We start from the raw sequence: 21,261 nt of genomic DNA, 5'->3' as shown, positions 1-21,261 counted from the left end.
ATGGCAGAGGGCGGAGCGACAGGACACGGGGAAGAGGGCGGCCCACGCCGGGACCGGCGCGACACGACGGCGACGGGCGGACCGGGGCAGGGGACGGCGGGCGGTCCGGACGGCCGCTGGGCGCCCGGGACGCAGGTGCTGTGGCGCTACCGGGAGAACGGCGGCGCGCGCTTCCACATCGCGCGCCCCGTCACGGTCGTACACGACGATCCGGAGTTGCTCGCCGTGTGGATGGCGCCCGGCACCGAGTGCGTGAAGCCGGTGCTCGCCGACGGCACTCCCGTGCACCGGGAGCCCCTCCGGACCCGGTACATCAAGCCCCGTACGGTCCAGCGCGGCCGCTGGACCGGGACCGGTGTGCTGAAACTGGCCCGGCCCGGTGAGCCCTGGTCGGTGTGGCTGTTCTGGGACCAGGACTGGCGGTTCAAGAACTGGTACGTGAACCTGGAGGAGCCGCTGGCCCGTTGGGCCGGTGGAGTGGACTCCGAGGATCATTTTCTGGACATCTCCGTGCACCCGGACCGCAGTTGGCACTGGCGGGACGAGGACGAGTTCGCGCAGGCCCAGCGGGACGGGCTGGTGGACGCCGCGCTGGCCCGCCGGGTGCGGGAAGCGGGCCGGGAGGCGGTGGCCGTGATCTCCCGGTGGGGCGCCCCGTTCTCGGACGACTGGCAGAACTGGCGCCCGGATCCGTCCTGGGCGGTACCTTCACTGCCACCGGACTGGGACCGCACGCCCGCGCATCTGTCGTCATGAGACTCTTGATGCACCCCGGGTCAGGAAACGTAGGATCGTCCTCCGCAAGGCACCGGGCGACAGCAACTCCCGGAGCGCGCGCTGGGCTTGACCGAACGTCACCGAGGGGCGGCAGGACGTGAGCGAGGGGTACGGCACTACCGGTGCGGGCCGGGGACGGTCGGCAGGCGGCGCAGGAACAAGCGCTCACCACGCGGGGATTCCGTTCCGGGGACGTGCATTCGGGGTATCGGAGTTCCGGCGGGACGTACGGTGTGCACGGTGTGCGTCCCCGGCCTCACGTTCACGGGGCAGGCGGGAATGTGAGGAACGGGCCGTGGCCCCGGACGGATGGACTCGACACGCGTGACGGAGCAGCCGACCTCCTACGAGCGCCCGGATCCGGGCGCCACCCCCGCGGATGCCCACGGGGCGTTCCTGCCTGCCTCGGCACCGGCACACGGGCCCGGCTCGACATCGTCGTCATCGCCGCCGTCGTCCGTGCCCACGTCTCCGGCTTCGGCTGCGTCCTTGGCGTCGTCGGGGCCGGCCGGACCCGACGCCGAGCACTCCCAGCCGCACGCCGGGCAGGAATCCGGACCCGACACCCATCGACCTCGGCCCGCTTCCGAGGGCATACCGCTCCAGCCGGCCGGAGGACAGAAACCCGACGTGCACGACCACCCGGCAGCGGACCACCCGCCAGCGGCTCCTCCGGCCCCCCGCGGTGCGCCCGAGGAGCAAGAGGGCCAGAAGCGGGGGGACCAGGACCGCGGGTCCCGGGAACCGGCGCCCCAGGACGGCTCCGCGCCCGTCCCCGACGGCCTCGAGCGCCGCACCGGTCAGATCACCCCGCCCGGGAAGCCCACCCCGATGCGGCGGGACGGGGACCGGCTGAGGTTCGTCGGCGCCGCGACCCGGCGGATCGCCCGCGGCATCGATCTCGAAGAGATCGTGATGGGCCTGTGCCGGGCCACCGTGCCCACCTTCGCCGACACCATCCTGGTCTATCTGCGCGAACCGCTGCCGGTCGGTGACGAGCGGCCCACCGGCCCGCTGGTGCTGCGGTTGCGGCGCAGCGACCGGATCCCGGCCGAGCGCGACACCGAGGGCGGTTTCGTGCCGGCCGCCGCGCCCGCGCGCTCCGAGCTGGACTCCATCGGCTCGGAGCGGTGCACGGTACGGTACGGCAGCGCGCTCGCCGAAGTGCTGCGCGGCGTACGGCCGGTGTTCACGGACGCGCCCGCCGCGCGCGCCGCACTGCCCGAACTCCTCGGCGAGGACGCCGAGGCGGCCGTCCCCGACGGTCAGCGGGCGATCCTCGCGCCGCTGCGCGGCCGGCGCCGGGTGATCGGCGCGGCCCTGTTCCTGCGCGGCCCCGAGCGCATCGCCTTCGAGGCCGACGACCTGCTGGTCGCCGCCCAGCTCGCCACGCACAGCGCCCTCGGCATCGACAAGGCGGTGCTGTACGGGCGGGAGGCGTACATCGCGGACGAGTTGCAGCGGACCATGCTGCCGGAGAACCTGCCGCGCTGCACCGGCGTGCGGCTGGCCTCCCGCTATCTGCCGGCCGCCGAGACCGCGCGCGTGGGCGGCGACTGGTACGACGCCATCCCGCTGCCCGGCAGCAGGGTCGCGCTGGTCGTCGGCGACGTCATGGGCCATTCCATGACCTCCGCCGCGATCATGGGCCAACTGCGCACCACCGCCCAGACCCTGGCCGGTCTCGACCTGCCGCCGCAGGAGGTGCTGCACCACCTGGACGAGCAGGCGCAGCGGCTCGGCGCGGACCGGATGGCGACCTGCCTGTACGCGGTGTACGACCCGGTCGCGCACCGCATCACCATCGCCAACGCCGGTCATCCGCCGCCCATTCTGCTGCTCCTGGGCGGGCGGGCCGAGGTGCTGCGGGTACCCGCGGGCGCCCCGATCGGCGTCGGCGGTGTGGACTTCGAGGCGGTCGAGCTGGACGCGCCCGCCGGGGCGACGCTGCTGCTCTACACGGACGGCCTGGTCGAGTCCCGGCTGCGGGACGTGTGGACCGGCATCGACCAGCTGCGCGACAAGCTCGCCGCGACCGCGCAGCTGACCGGCCCGGACCATCCGCCGCCGCTGGAGGCGCTCTGCGACGAGGTGCTCGACATGCTCGGTCCGGGCGACCGGGACGACGACATCGCGCTGCTCGCCGCCCGCTTCGACGGGATCGCGCCGAACGACGTGGCGTACTGGTTCCTCGAGCCGGAGGACGCCGCTCCCGGCCGGGCCCGCCGGCTGGCCCGCAAGGCGCTGTCCCGATGGGGCATGGAGGAGCTGACCGACTCGGTGGAGCTGCTGGTCAGCGAGGTGGTCACCAACGCGGTCCGGTACGCCTCCCGCCCGGTCACCCTGCGGCTGCTGCGCACGGACGTCCTGCGCTGCGAGGTCGGTGACGACGTGCCCCAGCTCCCGCGGCTGCGCCAGGCCCGCGCCACGGACGAGGGAGGCCGCGGGCTGTACCTGGTCAACCGGCTGGCCCGGCGCTGGGGCGCGACCCGGCTGAGCACGGGCAAGGTGGTGTGGTTCGAGCTGAACCACGGGAACTGAACCACGGCGCCTGCGTGACAGCGCCTGCGCCACGGCGCCCAAAGGATGCCGACGGCACGAGGGGCGCCCGGTCCTGTCACCGGGCGCCCCTCACCTCGTCCGCTCCCCCTCTACTGCTTCTGCCGCTCCTCGTCCCCCGTCTCGTCCGGGTCGGGCGGGACCTCGATGGTGGGCGGGGTGAAGGTCGGGCCCGTCGGCGGGGTGGTCGTCGGTTCCTCGGTGGTGGACTCGGTCGTCGTCGGTTCCTCGGCCGGTTCCTCGGTGGTCGGAGCCTGTGTGGTCGGTTCCTCGGTCGTCGGCTCCTCGGTCGGTGACTCCGACGGCGACGCGGGTGCCGACGAGGACGGGGGCGGTGTGACGGCCGCACCCTGGTCGGTCTCCAGGTCGAACTTGCTGGTCTTCTCCATCACGCCGAAGGTGTACGCGGCCCAGATCTGCGCCGGGAAGCCACCGCCGTTGACGCGGGTCTCGCCGCCCGCGCCGTACATCTCGACCTGCGGGTGCGGGGGTTTGTCGTCCTCGCCGAACAGGCCGACGGTCGTGACCAGGTCGGGGGTGTAACCGGCGAACCAGGCCGACTTGTTGTTGTCGGAGGTGCCCGTCTTGCCGGCGACCTGCTGGCCGTCGCGCAGCGGGTTGTCCCGGACCGCCGTGCGGGCGGTGCCGTCGTCGACCACGCCGGTCAGGATCGAGGTCACCGTGTCGGCGGCCTCGCGGCTGATGACCTGGTCGCCGACGGCTTCCGGGACGGTGACGGTGCGGTTGAGGTGCTCGGCCGACTTGAGGATCGTCGGGGTGGTCCGCTTGCCGTGGTTGTCGAGGGTGGCGTAGACGGCGGCCATGTCCATCGGGCTCGCGCCCATGGAGCCCAGGGTCTGGGCGGGCACCGCCTCCAGGTCCTCGACGTCCATGCCGAGCTTGCCCGCGGTCTCCATCACCTTCGGCATGCCGATGTCGACGCCCATCTGCGCGAAGACGGAGTTGACGGACTTGTTCATCGCCGTCTGGACGGTGATGTCGCCGTGGTCCACGTCGCCCTGGTTCTCCGGGGAGAAGCCGACCTCGGCGCCGTTCTCCATGACCGGGCGCTTGCTGGTGCCGTCGTAGACGGTGTTGGCCGCGATCGGCTGACCGTCCTGCGTCTCGGCCTGTTCCTCGACGGCGGCCGCCAGGATCACCGGCTTGAAGGTGGAGGCGGGCTGGTAGTCGACGCGGGTGGCGTTGTTCCAGTAGTGCTTGAGGTAGTCCACACCCCCGTACATCGCCACGACCGCGCCCGTCTTCGGGTCCACGGACACGGCGCCGGCCTGGACGTCGGCGTCGACCTTGCGTGCCTTCGGGTCCAGCTTGTCGGTCAGCTGGGTCTTGACCGCCTTCTCCAGCGCCTTCTGCTTCTTCTTGTCGATGTTGAGGGTGACGGTCCATCCGCCGAGGTCGACCAGGGCGTCGGCCTCCTTGGCGTCCGCGGCAGTGCCCTCGTCGACCAGTCGGCGCTTCAGCGCGGCGTTGGCAGCGTTCACCAGGTAGCCGACCTGGCCGGCCTGGCCGGGGTTGCCCCTGGGGTCCTTCGGCACCGGGAACTTCATGCCGGACCGCTCGGCGGCGTCCAGCCACTTCTGCCCGACCATGTTGTCGAGGACGTAGTTCCAGCGGTTCTTGACGAGCTCCTTGCTGGTGTCCGAGGCCACCGCCCAGTCGTACTGGCTCGGCGCTTGCAGGAGCGCGGCGAGATAGGCGCCCTGCTCGACGCTGAGTTCCTCGGCGTCGACGCGGTAGTAGGCCTGGGCGGCGGCCTGGACGCCGTAGGCACCGCGGCCGTAGTAGCTGGTGTTCATGTAGCCGGCGAGGATGTAGTCCTTGGACTTCTCCCGGTCCAGCTTCAGGGAGATGACGAGCTCCTTGAGCTTGCGCGAGACCGTCTGCTCCTGGGTCAGGTAGTAGTTCTTCACGTACTGCTGGGTGATCGTCGAACCGCCCTGCGCGCCCTTGCCGGAAGCGGTGTTGAGCAGACCGCGCGCCGTGCCCTTGAGATCGACGCCGGCGTCCTTGTAGAACGTCTTGTTCTCGGCGGCGACGAACGCCCGCTGGACCGGCTTGGGAACCTGCGCCAGGTTGACGACCTCACGGTTGACCTCGCCGTCGCGGGCCATGATCGCGCCGTCGCTGTACTTGTAGACGTTGCTCTGCTGCTGGGCGTCGGCGTTCCCCTCGGGGATGTCGATCACCATGTACAGCACGATGAAGGCGCCCATGCCGAGCAGGCAGAGGCCGAAGGCCGTGCCGAGGATCTTCTTCCAGGTGAAGAGGCCGCGTATCCGGCCCCGGCCGTTCCCGTCCGACGAACGGCCCCCGGATGCCGCACGGTGCCCACCGCGCTGTCGTGCGCGTCGTTCTTCCGCTCGTCCCATGGGTCCGCTCTGCTCCGCTTCGCTCGTGTGTGCCGACCGGGCACACGGGTTCGCCGATCAGGTCAACTCCGCAAGCTAACACCGGAAGCTATGACAAACAGCAGTCGATCCGGCCTTTACGGGCGTGACAATCAGCACCCGTCCCACCGGAACCGCCATTCGCCTCACCAGAACCGACGTGCGAAACCTGTTCATGGTTGCCGCGAACCGCTAAAGTGATATCACTTAGATAGACAGGCGCTAGCGGTGCGCAGCACGCGCGGCAGCGCCCCGAGAGACGGGGGATCACTCATGACCACACACGCCACGGAGGCCGCACCGGCCACGGCCGACGTACCCGAGATGCCGGCCCCGCGCGTACGGGAGACGCCGGCGCACAGCATCGGCGGCGGGCTCGCCCTGACGCTCGGCCTGGCCGGACTGCTGCTCGGCATCGGACTGGTGGTCGGCGCCACGGCCGTCGCCGGGACCGGCGCGAAGGCGCTGCTGATCGTCTTCGGCATCCTGATCGCCCTGGCCGCCTTCCTCGCCATGTGCGGACTGAACATGGTGGCGCCGGGCGAGGCGCGGGTGGTCCAGCTCTTCGGGCGCTACCGGGGCACGATCCGGCAGGACGGCCTGCGCTGGGTGAACCCCTTCACCTCGCGCACCAAGATCTCGACCCGGGTACGCAACCACGAGACCGCGGTCCTCAAGGTGAACGACGCCTACGGCAACCCGATCGAGCTGGCCTCGGTCGTGGTGTGGCGGGTGGCGGACACCGCGCAGGCCACCTTCGAGGTGGACGACTACATCGAGTTCGTCTCCACCCAGACCGAGGCCGCCGTCCGGCACATCGCCATCGAGTACCCGTACGACGCCCACGAGGAGGACGGCCTCTCACTGCGCGGCAACGCCGAGGAGATCACCGAGAAGCTCGCGGTCGAGCTGCGCGCACGGGTGGACGCGGCCGGTGTCGAGATCATCGAGTCCCGCTTCACCCACCTCGCCTACGCCCCCGAGATCGCCTCCGCGATGCTCCAGCGGCAGCAGGCGGGCGCGGTCGTGGCGGCCCGGCAGCTGATCGTGGAGGGCGCCGTGGGCATGGTCGAGACGGCACTGGCCCGGATCGCCGAGCAGGGCATCGTGGAACTGGACTCCGAGCGCAAGGCCGCGATGGTGTCCAACCTGATGGTGGTCCTGTGCGGTGACCGCGCCGCGCAGCCGGTCCTCAACACCGGGACCCTCTACCAGTGACCGCCCCGTCCGGCCCCGAGGAGACCCCTCGGCGCAGGCCGCAGCAGCAGCGCAAGCAGGTGCTGCTGCGGCTGGACCCGCTGGTGCACGAGGCACTGGCGCGATGGGCGAACGACGAGCTGCGCTCGGCGAACGCCCAGATCGAGTTCCTGCTGCGGCGGGCGCTCGCGGAAGCGGGACGGCTCCCCGGTGAGACAGGCCCCCTGCCCCGCCGGGGGCGCCCGCCCGTACAGCAGCCGCCCACGCAGCCGCCGCAGACCGGCCAACCGCCGCAGCCGCAGCCGCAGCCGCAGCCGCAGCCGCCCAAGGATCACCCGCCCGAGTCCCGGTGACCTTCGCGGACCGGACGACCGCCCAGGGCCCGGTGACACCCTCCCGACCCTGCCTCCTCCAGCCCTCGGGCTCTTTCGTCCGGATCGGGCCGGGCCCGCTTCCGCCCCGGCCCGATCCGGCTCGCCCCGGCCCGCTCCCGACGAGGGCCCCTGGCTCCGAGCACCCTCTCCACCCCGCTCCCGGCCTCACTCCCCTCCCGGTGACAGAACCGTGACAATCGGCCCCCACCTGGGCTCCCGCACCTCGCTCGGCGACCTGCACACGCGATGTATACACGGCGCGTATACACGCTGTGTAGAGTGCTCGCCATGTCCATCGGTCACACCCTTCTGGGACTCCTGGAGTCCGGCCCGCGCCATGGTTACGACCTGAAGCGGGCCTTCGACGCGAAGTTCGGTCACGACCGGCCGCTGCACTACGGCCAGGTCTACTCGACGATGTCCCGCCTGCTGAAGAACGGGCTCGTCGAGGTCGACGGCATCGAGGCGGGCGACGGCCCCGAGCGCAAGCGGTACGCGATCACGGAGGCCGGCGTCACCGACGTCGCCCGCTGGCTCGCCACGCCGGAGAAGCCGGAGCCGTACCTCCAGTCGACGCTCTACACCAAGGTCGTCCTCGCGCTGCTCACCAGCCGCGACGCCGCCGACATCCTCGACACCCAGCGCTCCGAGCACCTGCGCGGCATGCGCGCCCTCACCGAGCGCAAGCGCCGGGGCGACCTGGCCGACCAGCTCATCTGCGACCACGCCCTGTTCCACCTCGAGGCCGATCTGCGCTGGCTGGAGCTCACCGCCGCGCGCCTCGACAGACTCCGTGAGGCGGTCTCCCGATGACGATCCCCGCCGGATCCCTGCTCACCGCCCAGGACCTGCGCAAGGCGTACGGGCCGACCCCGGCGCTCGACGGCGCCGCGTTCTCCATCCACCCCGGCGAGGTCGTCGCCGTGATGGGCCCCTCCGGGTCGGGCAAGTCGACCCTGCTGCACTGCCTCGCCGGGATCGTCACACCCGACTCCGGCTCGATCACGTACAACGGGCGCGAACTGACCGCGATGAACGACTCCGAGCGCAGCAGGCTCAGGCGCTCGGAGTTCGGCTTCGTCTTCCAGTTCGGGCAGCTCGTGCCGGAGCTGACCTGCGTGGAGAACGTCGCCCTGCCCATGCGGCTGAACGGCACGCCCCGCAAGGAGGCCGAGCGCGCCGCCCTGGCCTGGCTCGAGCGCCTGGAGGTCGACGACGTCCGGGCGAAGCGGCCCGGCGAGGTCTCCGGCGGCCAGGGGCAGCGGGTCGCCGTGGCCCGGTCGCTGGTGACCGGCCCGCGGGTCCTGTTCGCCGACGAGCCGACCGGCGCGCTGGACTCGCTCAACGGCGAGCGCGTGATGGAACTGCTCACCGAGGCCGCCCGGTCCACCAACGCCGCCGTCGTCCTCGTCACGCACGAGGCGCGGGTGGCCGCGTACTCCGACCGCGAGATCGTCGTGCGCGACGGGAAGTCCCGGGACATGGAGCACGCCGTATGAGCGGGACCAAGGAGCGGGACCGCACCGCTTCCTCCGCCCCGGAAGCCCCCGGCACCCGCACGGAGTCGAAGGTCCGGGCGGTGGTCCGGGACCTGGGCATGGGTGTCCGGTTCGCCCTGGCCGGCGGGCGCGAGGGCTGGATCAGGGCCCTGCTCACCGGTGTCGGCGTCGGCCTCGGCGTGGCGCTGCTGCTGCTCTGCGCCGCCCTGCCCGGCGTGCTGTCGGAACGGGACCGGCGGGAGGAGGCACGGCTCGACTGGCCCTTCAGCATGGAGGCCGTGCCGAAGGCCGACGACACCCTGGTCGTCGCGCGTACCGACACCGATTTCCGGGACAAGCACGTCCGCGGCCGCCGGATGGAGCCGGAGGGCCCGAACGCCCCCCTGCCGCCGGGTCTGAGCGAGTTCCCGGCGGCCGGCGAGATGGTCGTCTCCCCCGCCCTGAAAGAGCTGCTCGCGTCGGACGGCACGGGACTGCTGCGCGAGCGGCTGCCGTACGACGTCACGGGGACGATCGGCGAGCCGGGCCTCGTCGGCTCGCAGGAACTCGCCTACTACACGGGCGCCGAGGGACTCGCCCAGAGGATCGACGGCCACACGGCGGTGCGCCTCGACCGCTTCGGCACGCCTCCCGAGTTCACGTCCAAGGAAGAGAACGACCCGGTGATCATGCTGCTGGTCCTGGTCGTCTTCGTGGTGCTGCTGACACCGGTCGCCGTGTTCATCGCCACCGCCGTGCGGTTCGGCGGCGAGCGGCGCGACCGCCGGCTCGCGGCGCTGCGGCTGGTCGGCTCCGACGCGGCGGCCACCCGCCGCATCGCGGGGGGCGAGGCACTGGCCGGCTCACTGCTCGGGCTGGTCCTCGGCACCGGCTTCTTCCTGATCGGCCGCCAGATCGCCGCCTCCGTCGAGGTGTTCGGCGTCAGCGTGTTCCCGAGCTACCTGAACCCGTCGCCGCTGCTGGCCCTCCTGGTCGCGGTCGCGGTCCCGGCGGCCGCGGTACTGGTGACGCTGCTCGCGCTGCGCGGGGTCGTCATCGAGCCGCTGGGCGTGGTCCGTACGGTGCGTCCGCCCCGGCGGCGGCTGTGGTGGCGGCTGCTGCCGCCGCTGGCCGGCCTCGTGATGCTCTATCCGATGGTCGGGCAGGGCCGCGAGAACGGGGACTTCAACGAGTACCTGGTCGTCGGCGGTGTCCTGCTGCTGCTCGTCGGCATCACCGCACTGCTGCCGTGGTTCGTGGAGACGGTCGTCTCCCGGCTCGGCAAGGGCGGTCTGTCGTGGCAGCTGGCGGTGCGCCGGCTTCAGCTCAGCAGCGGCGCGGCGGCCCGGATGGTCAACGGGATCGCGGTGGCCGTGGCCGGCGCGATCGCGCTCCAGATGCTGTTCGTCGGCGTCGAGGGCGACTACACCGAGGACACCGGGCTCGACGTGTCGCTGGCCCAGGCGCAGGTGGAGCTGCCGGGCGGCCACGCGCTCGCCCCCGCCGTCGAGAAGCTGGCGGCCACCAAGGGGGTGAGCGAGGTCTACGCGATGTCCTACGGCTACCTTGCCGAGAAGCCCTGGCAGCAGGAGCCGGAGAACACCGCCGCGCTGGCCGTCGCCGACTGCGCGACCCTGCGCACGGCGGCCGAGCTCCCCTCGTGCCGGGACGGCGACGTGTTCGCGGTCTCCGGTGCCGAGTACGACACCGGCACCCCGGTGCTGAACAAACCGGGCAATGAGCTCCACCTCGAGGTGGCCGACCTCTCGGACCCCTCCGGCCACGGCGAGGCCGTCACCTGGACGGTTCCCGCGGGAGTCAAGCAGGCCCGGTCGATTCCGGACCCGGCGGGCCACCAGCGCGGCGGCTTCCTGCTGACCCCGGGCGCGGTGACGGCGGGGATGGCCGACACGCTCTCCAGCCAGATCTACCTCGAGGTCGACGACTCGGTGCCGTACGCCATGGAGCACGCGCGGAACACGGCCGCCGCGATCGATCCGCTGACGTACATGGCCCAGTGGAACGCCACCAAGCGTTCCGAGACCTATGACTCGATCCGTACCGGTCTGTTCGTCGGCGCGGCCTGTGTCCTGGCACTGATCGGGGCGAGCCTGCTGGTCTCCCAGCTGGAGCAGCTGCGCGAACGCCGCAAGCTGCTGTCGGCCCTGGTCGCCTTCGGTACCCGGCGGCGCACCCTGAGCCTGTCGGTGCTGTGGCAGACGGCCGTCCCGATCGGGCTGGGGCTGCTGCTGGCCTCGCTGGTGGGGGTCACGCTGGGCACGGTCCTGCTGCGGATGACGTCGACACCGGTACGGGTGGACTGGACGAGCCTGTTGCAGATGACCGGTTTCGGTGCGGGTGTCGTCGTGGTGGTGACGCTGCTGAGCCTGCCGCCCCTCCTGCGCATGATGCGCCCGGACGGCCTCCGCACGGAGTGACCGGCGCGGCGGCCGGCCCCGGGCGGCACGGGGCGCCCGGGACCGGCCGCCCGGCCGCCCACCCTGGCAGCATGGACCGCGTCCGGCCCGCGGGAGGCCCCGGGAAGCTCGGCAGGACCTTGTGATCCGGAAGCCCTGGCGGTCCGGGAACCTTCCCCGGCAAAAGGAGCGTGTCCGCCATGTCGTTCGAGTCCCTCAAGTCCCGCATCCCCGACTACGCGCGGGACCTGACGCGCAATCTGGACGCGGCCATCGGCGGCTCGGGCCTGCCGGTCCAGCGGCTGTGGGGCACGGTGCTGTCGACGGCGATCGCCTCGCGCTCGGCCGTCGTGCTGCGCGAGCTGGCGCCGGAGGCGAAGGCACTCCTGTCGCCCGAGGCGTACCGGGCGGCGAAGACCACCGCCTCGGTGATGGCGCTGAACAACGTCTTCTTCCGGACCCGCCACCTGCTGTCGGACAAGGAGTACGGCAGCCTGCGCGCGGGCCTGCGGATGAACGTCCTCGGCGACCCGGGCGTCGACCGGGTCGACTTCGAGTTCTGGGCGTTCGCGGTCTCCGCGGTCAACGGCTGCGGGCTGTGCCTCGACGCGCACGAAACGGTCCTGCGCAGGGCGGGCGTCGCACGCGAGGTCGTCCAGGAGGCGTACAAGATCGCCGCGGTGATCCAGGCCGTCGCCGCCACCCTGGAAGCGGAGGAGATCCTCGCGGAGGCCGCCCTCGCGGAGTGACTCCCGAGCAGCTCACGAGCAGTTCCCGAGCGACTCCGCGCGCGCCGTTCCACCGGCGATCGCCCCCGCGTCCTTCGCCCTTCACTCCACCGGCGGGGCCTGCGGGACCGGCGGGATCGGCAGTGCGGGTGGAACCGACACAACGGGCGGAGCCTGCCGCCCGGGGTGGCCCGTGGCCGCCGACGCCGCCGTGGCGCCCCGCGGCTTGGGGGCGAAACGCGCGGCCGGCTCCTGGGCGTACGCGCGGAGGTACACCACGACGGTGTTGGTGACCGCGACCAGTGGTACGGCGACCACCGCACCGCCGATCCCCGCCACCATGCCGCCGGTGGCGACCGCCAGCACCACCGCGAGCGGGTGGACGCGGACCGCGCGGCCGAGGATGAACGGCTGGAGGATGTGGCCCTCGATCTGCTGCACCGCCAGGACCACCACCAGCGTCATGACCGCCGTGAACACGCCCTGGGTGACCAGCCCGACGACCACCGCGAGTGCCCCGGACACCACCGCGCCGACGAGCGGGATGAAGGCGAACAGGAAGATGAAGACGGCGAGCGGCACCGCCATCGGCACGTCCAGGAAGTAGATGCCGAGGCCGATGAAGACCGCGTCGATCAGGGCCACTATCACCGTGCCGCGCACGTACGCCGTCAGCGTCCGCCACGCGGCCGGTCCGGCGCCTGCGACCCCCGGACGGGCGGCGGCGGGCACCAGCTTCAGCGTCCACTCCCAGATGCGCTTGCCGTCGTAGAGCAGGAACAGCGTCGAGAAGACCGCGAGCAGGATGCCGGTGAGTGCCTCGACGACGACCGTCACGCCCTCGAGTCCCGCCGAGGTGATCTGCTCGGTGTTGGCGCCGACCGCCTCACGCAGGTTCTTGGCTATGTCGTTGATCTGGTGGTCGGTGACGTGGAAGGGGCTGTTGAGCAGCCAGATGCGCAGCTCGTCGATGCCGTCCTGGATCTGGTCGGAGAGGGTGTCGATGTTCTCCATGACCTGCCAGGTCACGAACCAGCCGATGAGACCGATGACGACGAACCCGAACAGCGCGGTCAGCGCCGTGGCCGGCCCGCGCGGCAACCCCATCTTCCGCAGCCGGGCCACCGTCGGCTGGAGCAGCGCTGTGATCAGCAGCGCGGAGGCGAAGGCCAGCACCACCAGTTGCACGGCGCCGATGACCCGCATGAGCACCCAGACCGTGCCCGCGAGCACCAGCAGGCGCCAGCCGGCCTCGGCGGCGACCCGTACTCCCCAGGGCACGGCCTGCGCGGGGTCGGGGCGGGAGGGGGCGACGGTGACCGGGGCGGGTGCGGTGCCGAAGGCCGTCGCGGGGGCGGGTTCGGCTGCGGGGGCGTGGTCGCCCGGCGGCACGGGCACCCGGTCGGCGGGCTCGGCGGAGGGGGTGGAAGCGGCGGAGGCATCGGGCGCGCCGGGTCCGGTGTCCGGGGCGAGCGTCACGCCGGGTCCGGGGCCGTCCCGGCTCTCCCGTTCCATCGCGGCGCGGCGTTCCTCCAACCGCCTGCTCACCTCGGTCAGTCCGGCTCCGATCCGGCCGAGCCATCCTGGCACGTGCGACATGGTGCGTCCTTTTCCCCCGGTTCTCCTCATCACTCCCCCTGCTTCCCCCGGGGGCGTCGATCAGACCGTACAGGGCGAAAGCCCCGCACCGTAGGACGGTGCGGGGCTCTGCCGAGGTTGAGCGGGGCTGGTACCGAGCAGGGCTCTAGTACCAGTTGTTGGCCTGCCAGAAGTCCCAGGCGCCGCAGGGGCTGCCGTAGCGTTCGTTCATGTAGCCGAGGCCCCACTTGATCTGGGTGGCCGGGTTGGTCTGCCAGTCGGCGCCGGCCGATGCCATCTTGGTTCCCGGCAGTGCCTGGACGAGACCGTAGGCGCCGGAGGAAGGGTTCACGGCCTTGTAGTTCCAGGTGGACTCGTGGTCCACGATGTTGCTGAAGCACTGGAACTGGGCGGCCGGAATCATCTGCCGGGCCATCGCCTGGACCTCGGCGACGCTGTACGAGCTCTGGACCGCGAAGTCGGAGGCGGACGCGGCGACCGTCTTGGAACGGCTGGCGGCCTTCTCGGCCTCCTCGCGCTCCTTGGCCTCCTCGGCCGCCTTCTCTTCCTTGGCCGCCTGCTCGGCGGCTTCCTTCTTCTTGGCGATCGCGGTCTCGGCGGCGGCCTTGCGGGCCGTTTCCTCCGCGTCCTTCTTGGCGCTCGTGTCCGCGGCGATGGCCATCGTTTCGGCCTGCTGCGTCAGGGACGCGGTCTGCACCTCGACCTGCTGACCCGCGGGGATGTCCGCAAGCAGCGTGGTGCCGGCTGCCGTCGCCTCGAGGTCGTTGTTGGTCTGCGCAGTACTGCCCGACGCAACACCGACGACGCTTCCGACAGCGGTGACCGCCGTGGCCGAAGCCACTGCGAATCCCCGGACCGAGATCCGGCTCACACGGTTTCCTTCCAGCATCGACCGCTTCGGTGACCCTCGCGGACGCAATCGTGCCCCCGACGCTGGCCTCCCCCACTCGGGTCACGGGAGGCACGGGCCCGGTGGGCAACTCCCGAACGGGAGCGCCGCGTGATGCTCGGGCGGCATACGACAACGCTATGCAGTTGATGCTGGTACTCGTGTGGCGCTCTACCGCTGGGGGTAAGGCTGCGTCGTATGCGGGGCCTGACAGGAGTGAGACTCTGCCGTAATACGGAGCCGGGAGGCAATTCCCTCGCGGGTGTGAAAGCTCACATCCCGTTTGGCTCAGGCGATTACCGGAAAGCCCCACGCACGCCGACGCCGCCCGGTTAGGCTCTTCGGCCTTTCCGGACGGCGCCGACCATCAGACCTCACAGACCGCTCAGATCTGCCCGTCCTCCAGCATTTCGGTCACAAGGGCGGCGATCCGGGACCTCTCGGACCGGTTCAGGGTCACGTGGGCGAAGAGCGGATGGCCCTTCAGTTTCTCGACGACAGCGACCACTCCGTCGTACCGGCCCACCCTGAGGTTGTCCCGCTGGGCGACGTCGTGGGTCAGGACGACCCGCGAATTGGCGCCGATCCGGGACAGGACGGTCAGCAGTACGTTCCGTTCCAGCGACTGGGCCTCGTCCACGATCACGAACGCGTCGTGCAGCGAGCGGCCCCGGATGTGCGTGAGCGGCAGGACCTCCAGCATGCCGCGCGCGGTGACCTCCTCGATGACCTCGCGGCTGGTGACCGCCGACAGCGTGTCGAAGACGGCCTGCGCCCAGGGGCTCATCTTCTCGGCCTCGCTGCCGGGAAGATAGCCGAGCTCCTGTCCGCCCACCGCGTACAGCGGGCGGAAGACCATCACCTTCTGGTGCTGACGGCGCTCGAGCACCGCTTCCAGACCCGCGCACAGCGCCAGCGCCGACTTGCCGGTGCCGGCCCGGCCGCCGAGGGAGAGGATTCCCACCTCGGGGTCGAGCAGCAGGTCGAGCGCGATCCGCTGCTCGGCGCTCCGGCCCTTGATGCCGAACGCCTCCCGGTCGCCGCGCACCAGCCGGACGTTGCCCTCGGGGGTGACCCGGCCGAGCGCCTTGCCGCGCTCCGACTGAATGGTCAGCCCCGTGTGCACGGGCAGGTCGGCCGCTTCGGGCACGTAGACGTGCCCCTCCTCGAAGAGGACGTCCACCTGCTCGCCGGGCAGGGTCAGTTCGGACATTCCGGTCCAGCCGGAGGTGTCCGTGACGGCGAGCTCGGCGCGGTACTCCTCGGCGAGGAGCCCCACGGAGGACGCCTTGATCCTGAGCGGGAGATCCTTCGACACGACGGTGACGTCGAATCCCTCGGCCTGCAGGTTGCGGGCGACCGCGAGGATGCGGGAGTCGTTGTCCCCCAGGCGGTAGCCGCTGGGCAGCAGGCCGGGGTCCGAGTGGTTGAGTTCGACACGCAGGGTTCCGCCGAGGTCCCCGATCGGGAGGGGAGCATCGAGGCGGCCGTACCGCACCCGGAACTCGTCGAGCAGGCGCAGCGCCTGCCGGGCGAAGTAGCCGAGTTCGGGATGGTGCCGCTTGGCCTCCAACTCCGTCACCACGACGACGGGAAGCACGACCTCGTGCTCGTCGAAGCGGCTCAGGGCGTTGGGATCGGCCAGCAGGACGCTGGTGTCGATGACGTAGGTGCGCCGGTCGGGCTTGTGGCGCTTTGTGCTGGTCACCACGGAAGGACGTACCCCCTCGGAAGAGGTCGGGGAGCGACGGAGCGGAGCTGGACCGGTTGACGGCGCCGATGCACGGGCCGAGAACCGGCCCTCCGCTGCTTCGTCCGTGCCGTGACCGCACGGTCGGGCTGGTGCAAAGGGCCTCCCGGGCGGACGACCCCGGGCCGCCCGCTGAGATCCGACGCCCGTGGTTCGGGTGTCGACCTGTCTGACTTATGCCCTCGAACCATCGCGCCCATGCCCGAGCACCCGGTGGCACCCCGGTGAACTCCTCGTTACGTCCGTTCCTCCGAACGGCTGACCGACCCCACCCGGGGCCCCCTCGGCCGCCGGACGGTGCCGCAGGCCGTGGCCTCAGCCGCCGTAACGCCGGTGGCGGGCCGCGTAGTCGCGCAGGGCGCGCAGGAAGTCGACCTTGCGGAAGGCCGGCCAGAAGACCTCGCAGAAGTAGTACTCCGAGTGCGCGGTCTGCCACAGCATGAATCCGGACAACCGCTGCTCGCCACTCGTTCGGATGACAAGGTCCGGGTCGGGCTGAGCGCGGGTGTAGAGATGACGTCCGATCATGTCGACGTCGACGGCCTCGGCGAGCGCCTCCATCGAGGTGCCCTTCTCGTGGGCGTCGAGGATCATGGAGCGCACCGCGTCGGCGATCTCCTGGCGACCGCCGTACCCGATGGCGACGTTGACCACTATGCCGTCGACCTGCGCGGTGGCCGTCTCGGCCTCCTTGAGGGTGGTCTGCATCCCGGCAGGCAGCAGGTCGGGGGTACCGACGTGGTGCACCCGCCAGCGGCCGTCGGCCGCGAGACTGCGGACGACGTCCTCGATGATGCCGAGCAGCGGAACGAGTTCGTCCTTCGGCCGGTCGAAGTTGTCCGTCGACAGCAGCCACAGGGTGACCACCTCGACATCCGTCTCGGAGCACCAGCCGAGGAACTCACCGATCTTGTCCGCGCCGACCCGGTGGCCGTGGACGGTACTGGAACCCGAGGCCTTCGCCCAACGACGGTTGCCATCCATGATGACGCCGATGTGCTTCGGCACCTGAGCGTGGTCCAGGCGGCCTCCCACCCGGCGCGTGTACAGCCTGAGCAGCAGGCCGCGCAGCTTGTCGCGCAGGTTCACGTGATCGTCAGCCCCTCCGTACGGATCGGACAGGGACGGCACCCGCCGCGGTCCGCGCCATGCGGCCCGGTACTCCTCGGCCACGGGCGGCCCCTGTCTCCCTGTGGCAGTCCCCGGGGGCGAAGCCTACCCCTGCGGGGGAAGAGGGCCTCAACGTCGGGGGTGGGAACGGTCCGGAGGCCCGTGCGGGCCGCCCGGGCGCCCGGGCGGCCCGCACGGAGGTCTGCCCGTGAGTCTGCCCGCGGGTCCACCCGGATGGAGGCGGGGATCACCCCGGATGGAGGCAGCGGCGACTCCCACGCCGGGCCGGGATCCGACCCGCCCGATGGTCACCTGAGGCCGGGACCGGGAGCCTCGGCCGGACCGCCGGGCGCGGGCAAAGAAAAACGGGCCGGTCCGTGGGGGGGATACGGACCGGCCCGAGGGGGGGAGTTCCACCATAACCCTTTGTGAGTGATGCTGCGTACATCGGCGTGCCACAACTACTCTCCGGAATCGCTCGGCAACGCCCCGGCGGTCACGGAAGCACACATTCCGGGCGTCCCTGTGGCCGAAATGCGACAGTTTCCCCCGGAAGAAACCGGCAATAGCGGGCCATCTCGCCCGCAGCGATCGGCGCACCCTCCACAGAACCCCGCCATGTCCACCCTTTCGGCCGTCCCTCCGACGGGTGATCCCGCGAGGAACGCCCACTTGACCCACCGATGGGTCGGGGCCGGGCGACGGCACGACACCTCGGACATCGCACAGTCCCCTCCACTGCGCGACGCCGTCCGCGCAGCTTCGCTCGGGCGAATGACCATGGCTTGAACGGAGCCCGCCAGGTGACTGAAAAGCGAGCCACGCCCGGGAATGGCCCGAAGCACGGGCCGGGTCACCCCTTGCGGACGGAATCTGTCCTCGATCGCCTCTGCCGTCGAAGACATGACGAGGCCGAGAACAGGCACGGGCACGGGCCCAGGGGGCAGGCACAGGAACTGGTGGGCGGACAGGCCGGCAACCACCCGGTGCTGCTCGTCGACGGCGTGGTGGCGGGCGTACGGCACCAGCGCCGCAGCGGCCGCCGTACGACGATCACGGTGGAGCCGTTGAAGCCGCTGACGGCGCGGCAGGGGAGGGAGCCGGCGGAACAGGCGGAGCGGGTGGGAGAAGTACTGGAAGCGAAGCCGGAGTCGGTCGTGGGCAAGGTGACCGTCGGCGCGCACGCGTAAGCGCCGGATCGAGGACGGTCAGGGCTTGCGTACGTCGAAGAGGTGGCGGCTGCTGTGGGCGACGAACACGCCCTCGGTCTCGATCCGTTCGTGCAGTCGGCGCAGTTGGGGCAGATACGCCTCGACGGTGAAGTCCGGGACCATCCAGATCACCTTGCGCAGGAAGTGCACGACGGCGGCGATGTCGTAGAACTCCATGCGCAGTCGTTCGGCCCGCAGGTCGACGATCTCCAGCCCGGCGGCCTCGGCGTCCCGGCGTTCGCGTTCGGGATGCCGGGCATCGAGCTGCTCCTCCGGCTGCGGCCCGAGGAAGTGCTCGACGAGTTCGTAGGCGCTGCGGGGCCCGACGTGCTGAGCGAAGTAACCGCCGCCGGGCCGCAGCACCCGCGCGATCTCCCGCCAGTGGGCCTTCACCGGATGCCGGCTGACGACGAGATCGAAGACCCCGTCGGCGAAGGGCAACGGCCCGTCCGCGGAGGCGACGACGAAGCCGCCCCGCTCCCGGAGGAGCCCGGCGGCCTTGACGACGTTGGGCGCCCACCCCTCGGTGGCGACGACAAGCGCGGGCCGACGACTCCCGGGGGCGGCACGTCCGGCTTCGTCGAGGGCGAAGCTCAGCACCTCCCCTCCCCCGGTCTGCACATCGAGCACGGCCCCGACCGCCCTGCCCTGCTGCCCGCCCAACCGCCCGGCCATGGCCCGCGCGTATCCCCACGAGGGCCGACCCTCGGTGGCCCGCCCGGCGAACCAGGAGAAGTCCCACCCCTCGGTGGGAACGGCCACGCCTTCGGCCAGCAACTCGTCAAAAGAAAAGGAGGAAGGGGAGGAAAGGGAAGGGGAAGGGGGTGAGGAAGAGGAACAGTCCGAGCGACGTCCGTACGACATCACTCGATGCTCACAGAAGTCGACGGAACCCGCTCCCGGGTTTTCCCGGGTCAGACGGTCGCGGTCCGCAGTCCACGGCCCCCAGCCCGCAGCCTGTCCTACACCACCGCGGCCCCCACCCGCCGGGCCACTTCCTCCGCGGCGAACCGCACGAACCCCTCGGGGTCCGGCTCGTCCCCCGTCGGCTGAAGGATCACGGAGTCGGCCCCGGCGTCGGCCAGCCGGTGGACCGCCTCGGCGACGGCACCGGCGTCCCCGGCCACTCCGAGATCGGGTTCGGAGCCGACGCCCTCGGCGATCAGCTCGGCGCGGAGCCGCTCGTCGGCGCCGGGTCCGGTGGCGGTGAGGAGATAGACGACGACTGTGTGCGCCGTAGCCTCACGCCCGGCCGCCGCACGCCCCTCCTCGATGAGACGCCGGGCACGCCGAACACCCTCGGGTGAGGTGGACGCCGTGAGAACGGTGCCGTCGGCGACCTCGCCGGTGAGCCGCAGGGTACGCGGCCCGGTAGCGCCGGCGAATACCTCGACCTCCCCCTCGGGCGGCCAGTCGAGGGCGACGTCATCGAGGGTGACGTACCGTCCGTCGACGGTGAGCCGCTCCCCGCGCAGCAGGGCGCGCAACGCGACGAGATGCTCCCGCAACAGCGTCACCGGCGACTCGACCCGGGCCCCGACCTGCCCCATCCAGTCCTGCACACCGTGCCCGACACCGAGGACGGCCCGTCCGGGGAACATCCGGTGCAGCGTGGCGGCCTCCATGGCCGTGACGGCAACGTTCCGCAACGGCACGGGGAGCAGTCCGACCCCGATCCGTACCCGCTCCGTCCAGGCCAGCGCGGCGGCGGCCGTGGAGATCCCGCCTTCCCGGAAACAGTCCTCCCACACCCACAGCTCATCCAGCCCGGCGTCCTCCGCACTGCGGACAACGGCACGAAGACGCTCGGGAGCAAGCTGCGGCCGGAACACGGCACCAAGTGTGGTCATGGCGACGTACCTACCCGGGGCTCTCGAAGCTGACGCTCCCGGCGATCGCCCGCAGGATCGCCCGGTACTCCTCGCGCCGGGCCGGGGCCGTGGTGGTGAGCGTGAGGACAGCGAGCCGCCGGCAGTCCGGGTGGGGAAGATGGGCGTGCAGCTGGAGAAGCGAGCGCTGCGGCAGACCACTCCCGCTGCCGGGCGCGGACGTCGACTCGCTGAACGTGGCCGGCCCTGCGGGCAACTCGACGAACTCGACGCCCGTGTGCCCTCCCACGGCCGTCACGGCACGGGCAGCGGTGACACTCCGGGGCGCGGCGGCTGTCTCCCGCCAGGAAATCGTGAACAACGAGAACAACGGCCCTTCCTCCATCGCCCTCCCACGACCGCCCACCCCACCCACATCATCCCGATGCAATCCCACGGAACAGTGCACGGTGCCCACTTCGCGTAAGGCGGCGAGGAGTTGCTGGCCGGTGGCGAAGGCTGCAATGAACTGCCGGCGGAACGCCTCGTCGGGCGCGGCATCGAGAAGCGGTGCGGCTGCGGCCCGCAACCTGTCCTCTGCCGAGGAGTTCGGGTCGGGAAGCAGCGCGTCCAGGGGCAGTGGGAGAAATCCCGCTGGTTCGACGAACCACAGCTCGGCGAGGGGATCCGCCGTGGAGGAATCGAAAATGATCACGGGTGCGCTCAAGTCTCCGCCCCTTCGTTCCCCCTGATGCCGGAGACGGCAGGAGGCACAGCATCGACGAACCGCGCTCCGGCACGACGGGCACGCTCAAGGTCGGCAGGGTCCGCACCCTCCCAACTCCTTCGCGGGGCATGCTCGTCGAAGGCAGACGGTTGATAGAGAAAGTGCAGGCGCCTGGGCGCCTTACCGTCCCGGGAGGAAACGGCCACGACACCCAGGAACCTCGGATCAC

General features: G+C 71.3%; 16 protein-coding genes and 1 pseudogene. 9 read left to right on the top strand and 8 right to left on the bottom strand.

Annotation, left to right across the window (positions count from 1 at the left end; translation table 11 throughout):
* The gene (locus OHB56_RS27210) at positions 1-756 is read left to right on the top strand and encodes a DUF402 domain-containing protein (protein WP_406356156.1); all 756 of its coding nucleotides are present in this window, start codon (positions 1-3) and stop codon (positions 754-756) included.
* Between the two features lie 330 nt (positions 757-1,086).
* Entirely contained in the window at positions 1,087-3,318 is a 2,232-nt protein-coding gene (locus OHB56_RS27205; protein WP_406356154.1) for a SpoIIE family protein phosphatase, read from the top strand.
* Positions 3,319-3,428: 110 nt separating this feature from the next.
* On the opposite strand, the gene OHB56_RS27200 is transcribed toward OHB56_RS27205, so the two are convergent.
* A complete protein-coding gene (locus OHB56_RS27200; RefSeq protein WP_406356153.1) occupies positions 3,429-5,726 on the bottom strand; it encodes a transglycosylase domain-containing protein in 2,298 nt (765 codons plus the stop codon).
* A 291-nt stretch (positions 5,727-6,017) separates the two neighbouring features.
* On the opposite strand from OHB56_RS27200, the gene OHB56_RS27195 reads away from it, so the two are divergent.
* The 6 genes from OHB56_RS27195 (at position 6,018) to OHB56_RS27170 (ending at position 11,959) form a co-directional block, all read left to right on the top strand.
* The gene (locus OHB56_RS27195) at positions 6,018-6,962 is read left to right on the top strand and encodes an SPFH domain-containing protein (protein WP_326754520.1); all 945 of its coding nucleotides are present in this window, start codon (positions 6,018-6,020) and stop codon (positions 6,960-6,962) included.
* Entirely contained in the window at positions 6,959-7,294 is a 336-nt protein-coding gene (locus OHB56_RS27190) for a hypothetical protein (RefSeq protein WP_406356151.1), read from the top strand. The genes OHB56_RS27195 and OHB56_RS27190 overlap by 4 nt, the downstream gene beginning before the upstream one ends.
* A 309-nt stretch (positions 7,295-7,603) precedes the next feature.
* Entirely contained in the window at positions 7,604-8,128 is a 525-nt protein-coding gene (locus tag OHB56_RS27185) for a PadR family transcriptional regulator (protein ID WP_055606373.1), read from the top strand.
* Positions 8,125-8,814, top strand: coding sequence for an ABC transporter ATP-binding protein (locus OHB56_RS27180; RefSeq protein WP_326754518.1), 690 nt, complete (start codon positions 8,125-8,127; stop codon positions 8,812-8,814). Before OHB56_RS27185 ends, OHB56_RS27180 begins: the two co-directional genes overlap by 4 nt.
* Positions 8,815-8,912: 98 nt before the next feature.
* Positions 8,913-11,231: an ABC transporter permease gene (locus OHB56_RS27175; protein WP_406359227.1), complete on the top strand. Its 2,319-nt coding sequence runs from the start codon at positions 8,913-8,915 to the stop codon at positions 11,229-11,231.
* Positions 11,232-11,410: 179 nt separating this feature from the next.
* The gene (locus OHB56_RS27170; RefSeq protein ID WP_406356148.1) at positions 11,411-11,959 is read left to right on the top strand and encodes a carboxymuconolactone decarboxylase family protein; all 549 of its coding nucleotides are present in this window, start codon (positions 11,411-11,413) and stop codon (positions 11,957-11,959) included.
* 81 nt (positions 11,960-12,040) lie between these two features.
* Here OHB56_RS27170 and OHB56_RS27165 read toward each other — a convergent pair whose 3' ends face one another.
* From OHB56_RS27165 to OHB56_RS27150, 4 genes are all read right to left on the bottom strand, one after another.
* Positions 12,041-13,537, bottom strand: coding sequence for an AI-2E family transporter (locus OHB56_RS27165; RefSeq protein ID WP_406356146.1), 1,497 nt, complete (start codon positions 13,535-13,537; stop codon positions 12,041-12,043).
* Between the two features lie 145 nt (positions 13,538-13,682).
* A complete protein-coding gene (locus OHB56_RS27160) occupies positions 13,683-14,426 on the bottom strand; it encodes a transglycosylase SLT domain-containing protein (RefSeq protein ID WP_406356144.1) in 744 nt (247 codons plus the stop codon).
* 385 nt (positions 14,427-14,811) lie between these two features.
* The gene (locus tag OHB56_RS27155) at positions 14,812-16,137 is read right to left on the bottom strand and encodes a PhoH family protein (RefSeq protein WP_406356142.1); all 1,326 of its coding nucleotides are present in this window, start codon (positions 16,135-16,137) and stop codon (positions 14,812-14,814) included.
* 354 nt (positions 16,138-16,491) lie between these two features.
* The gene (locus OHB56_RS27150; protein ID WP_326757156.1) at positions 16,492-17,265 is read right to left on the bottom strand and encodes an isoprenyl transferase; all 774 of its coding nucleotides are present in this window, start codon (positions 17,263-17,265) and stop codon (positions 16,492-16,494) included.
* A gap of 977 nt (positions 17,266-18,242) precedes the next feature.
* On the opposite strand from OHB56_RS27150, the pseudogene OHB56_RS27145 reads away from it, so the two are divergent.
* Positions 18,243-18,476: pseudogene (locus OHB56_RS27145) on the top strand (DNA glycosylase AlkZ-like family protein); the annotation flags it as partial.
* 18 nt (positions 18,477-18,494) lie between these two features.
* Here the strand turns inward: OHB56_RS27145 and OHB56_RS27140 are convergent.
* From OHB56_RS27140 to OHB56_RS27130, 3 genes are all read right to left on the bottom strand, one after another.
* On the bottom strand, positions 18,495-19,274 hold the full coding sequence (locus OHB56_RS27140; RefSeq protein ID WP_406356140.1) for a class I SAM-dependent methyltransferase: 780 nt from the start codon (positions 19,272-19,274) through the stop codon (positions 18,495-18,497).
* Between the two features lie 185 nt (positions 19,275-19,459).
* Positions 19,460-20,347, bottom strand: coding sequence for an LLM class flavin-dependent oxidoreductase (locus OHB56_RS27135; RefSeq protein ID WP_406356138.1), 888 nt, complete (start codon positions 20,345-20,347; stop codon positions 19,460-19,462).
* A gap of 10 nt (positions 20,348-20,357) precedes the next feature.
* Entirely contained in the window at positions 20,358-21,032 is a 675-nt protein-coding gene (locus OHB56_RS27130) for a hypothetical protein (RefSeq protein WP_406356136.1), read from the bottom strand.
* Positions 21,033-21,261: the final 229 nt, after the last annotated feature.

This window comes from Streptomyces sp. NBC_01635, from assembly GCF_045209715.1.
Classification (GTDB): domain Bacteria; phylum Actinomycetota; class Actinomycetes; order Streptomycetales; family Streptomycetaceae; genus Streptomyces; species Streptomyces hirsutus.
The sequence above is the reverse complement of the archived record's forward strand: the minus strand, read 5'-3'. Positions and strand labels throughout refer to the sequence as shown.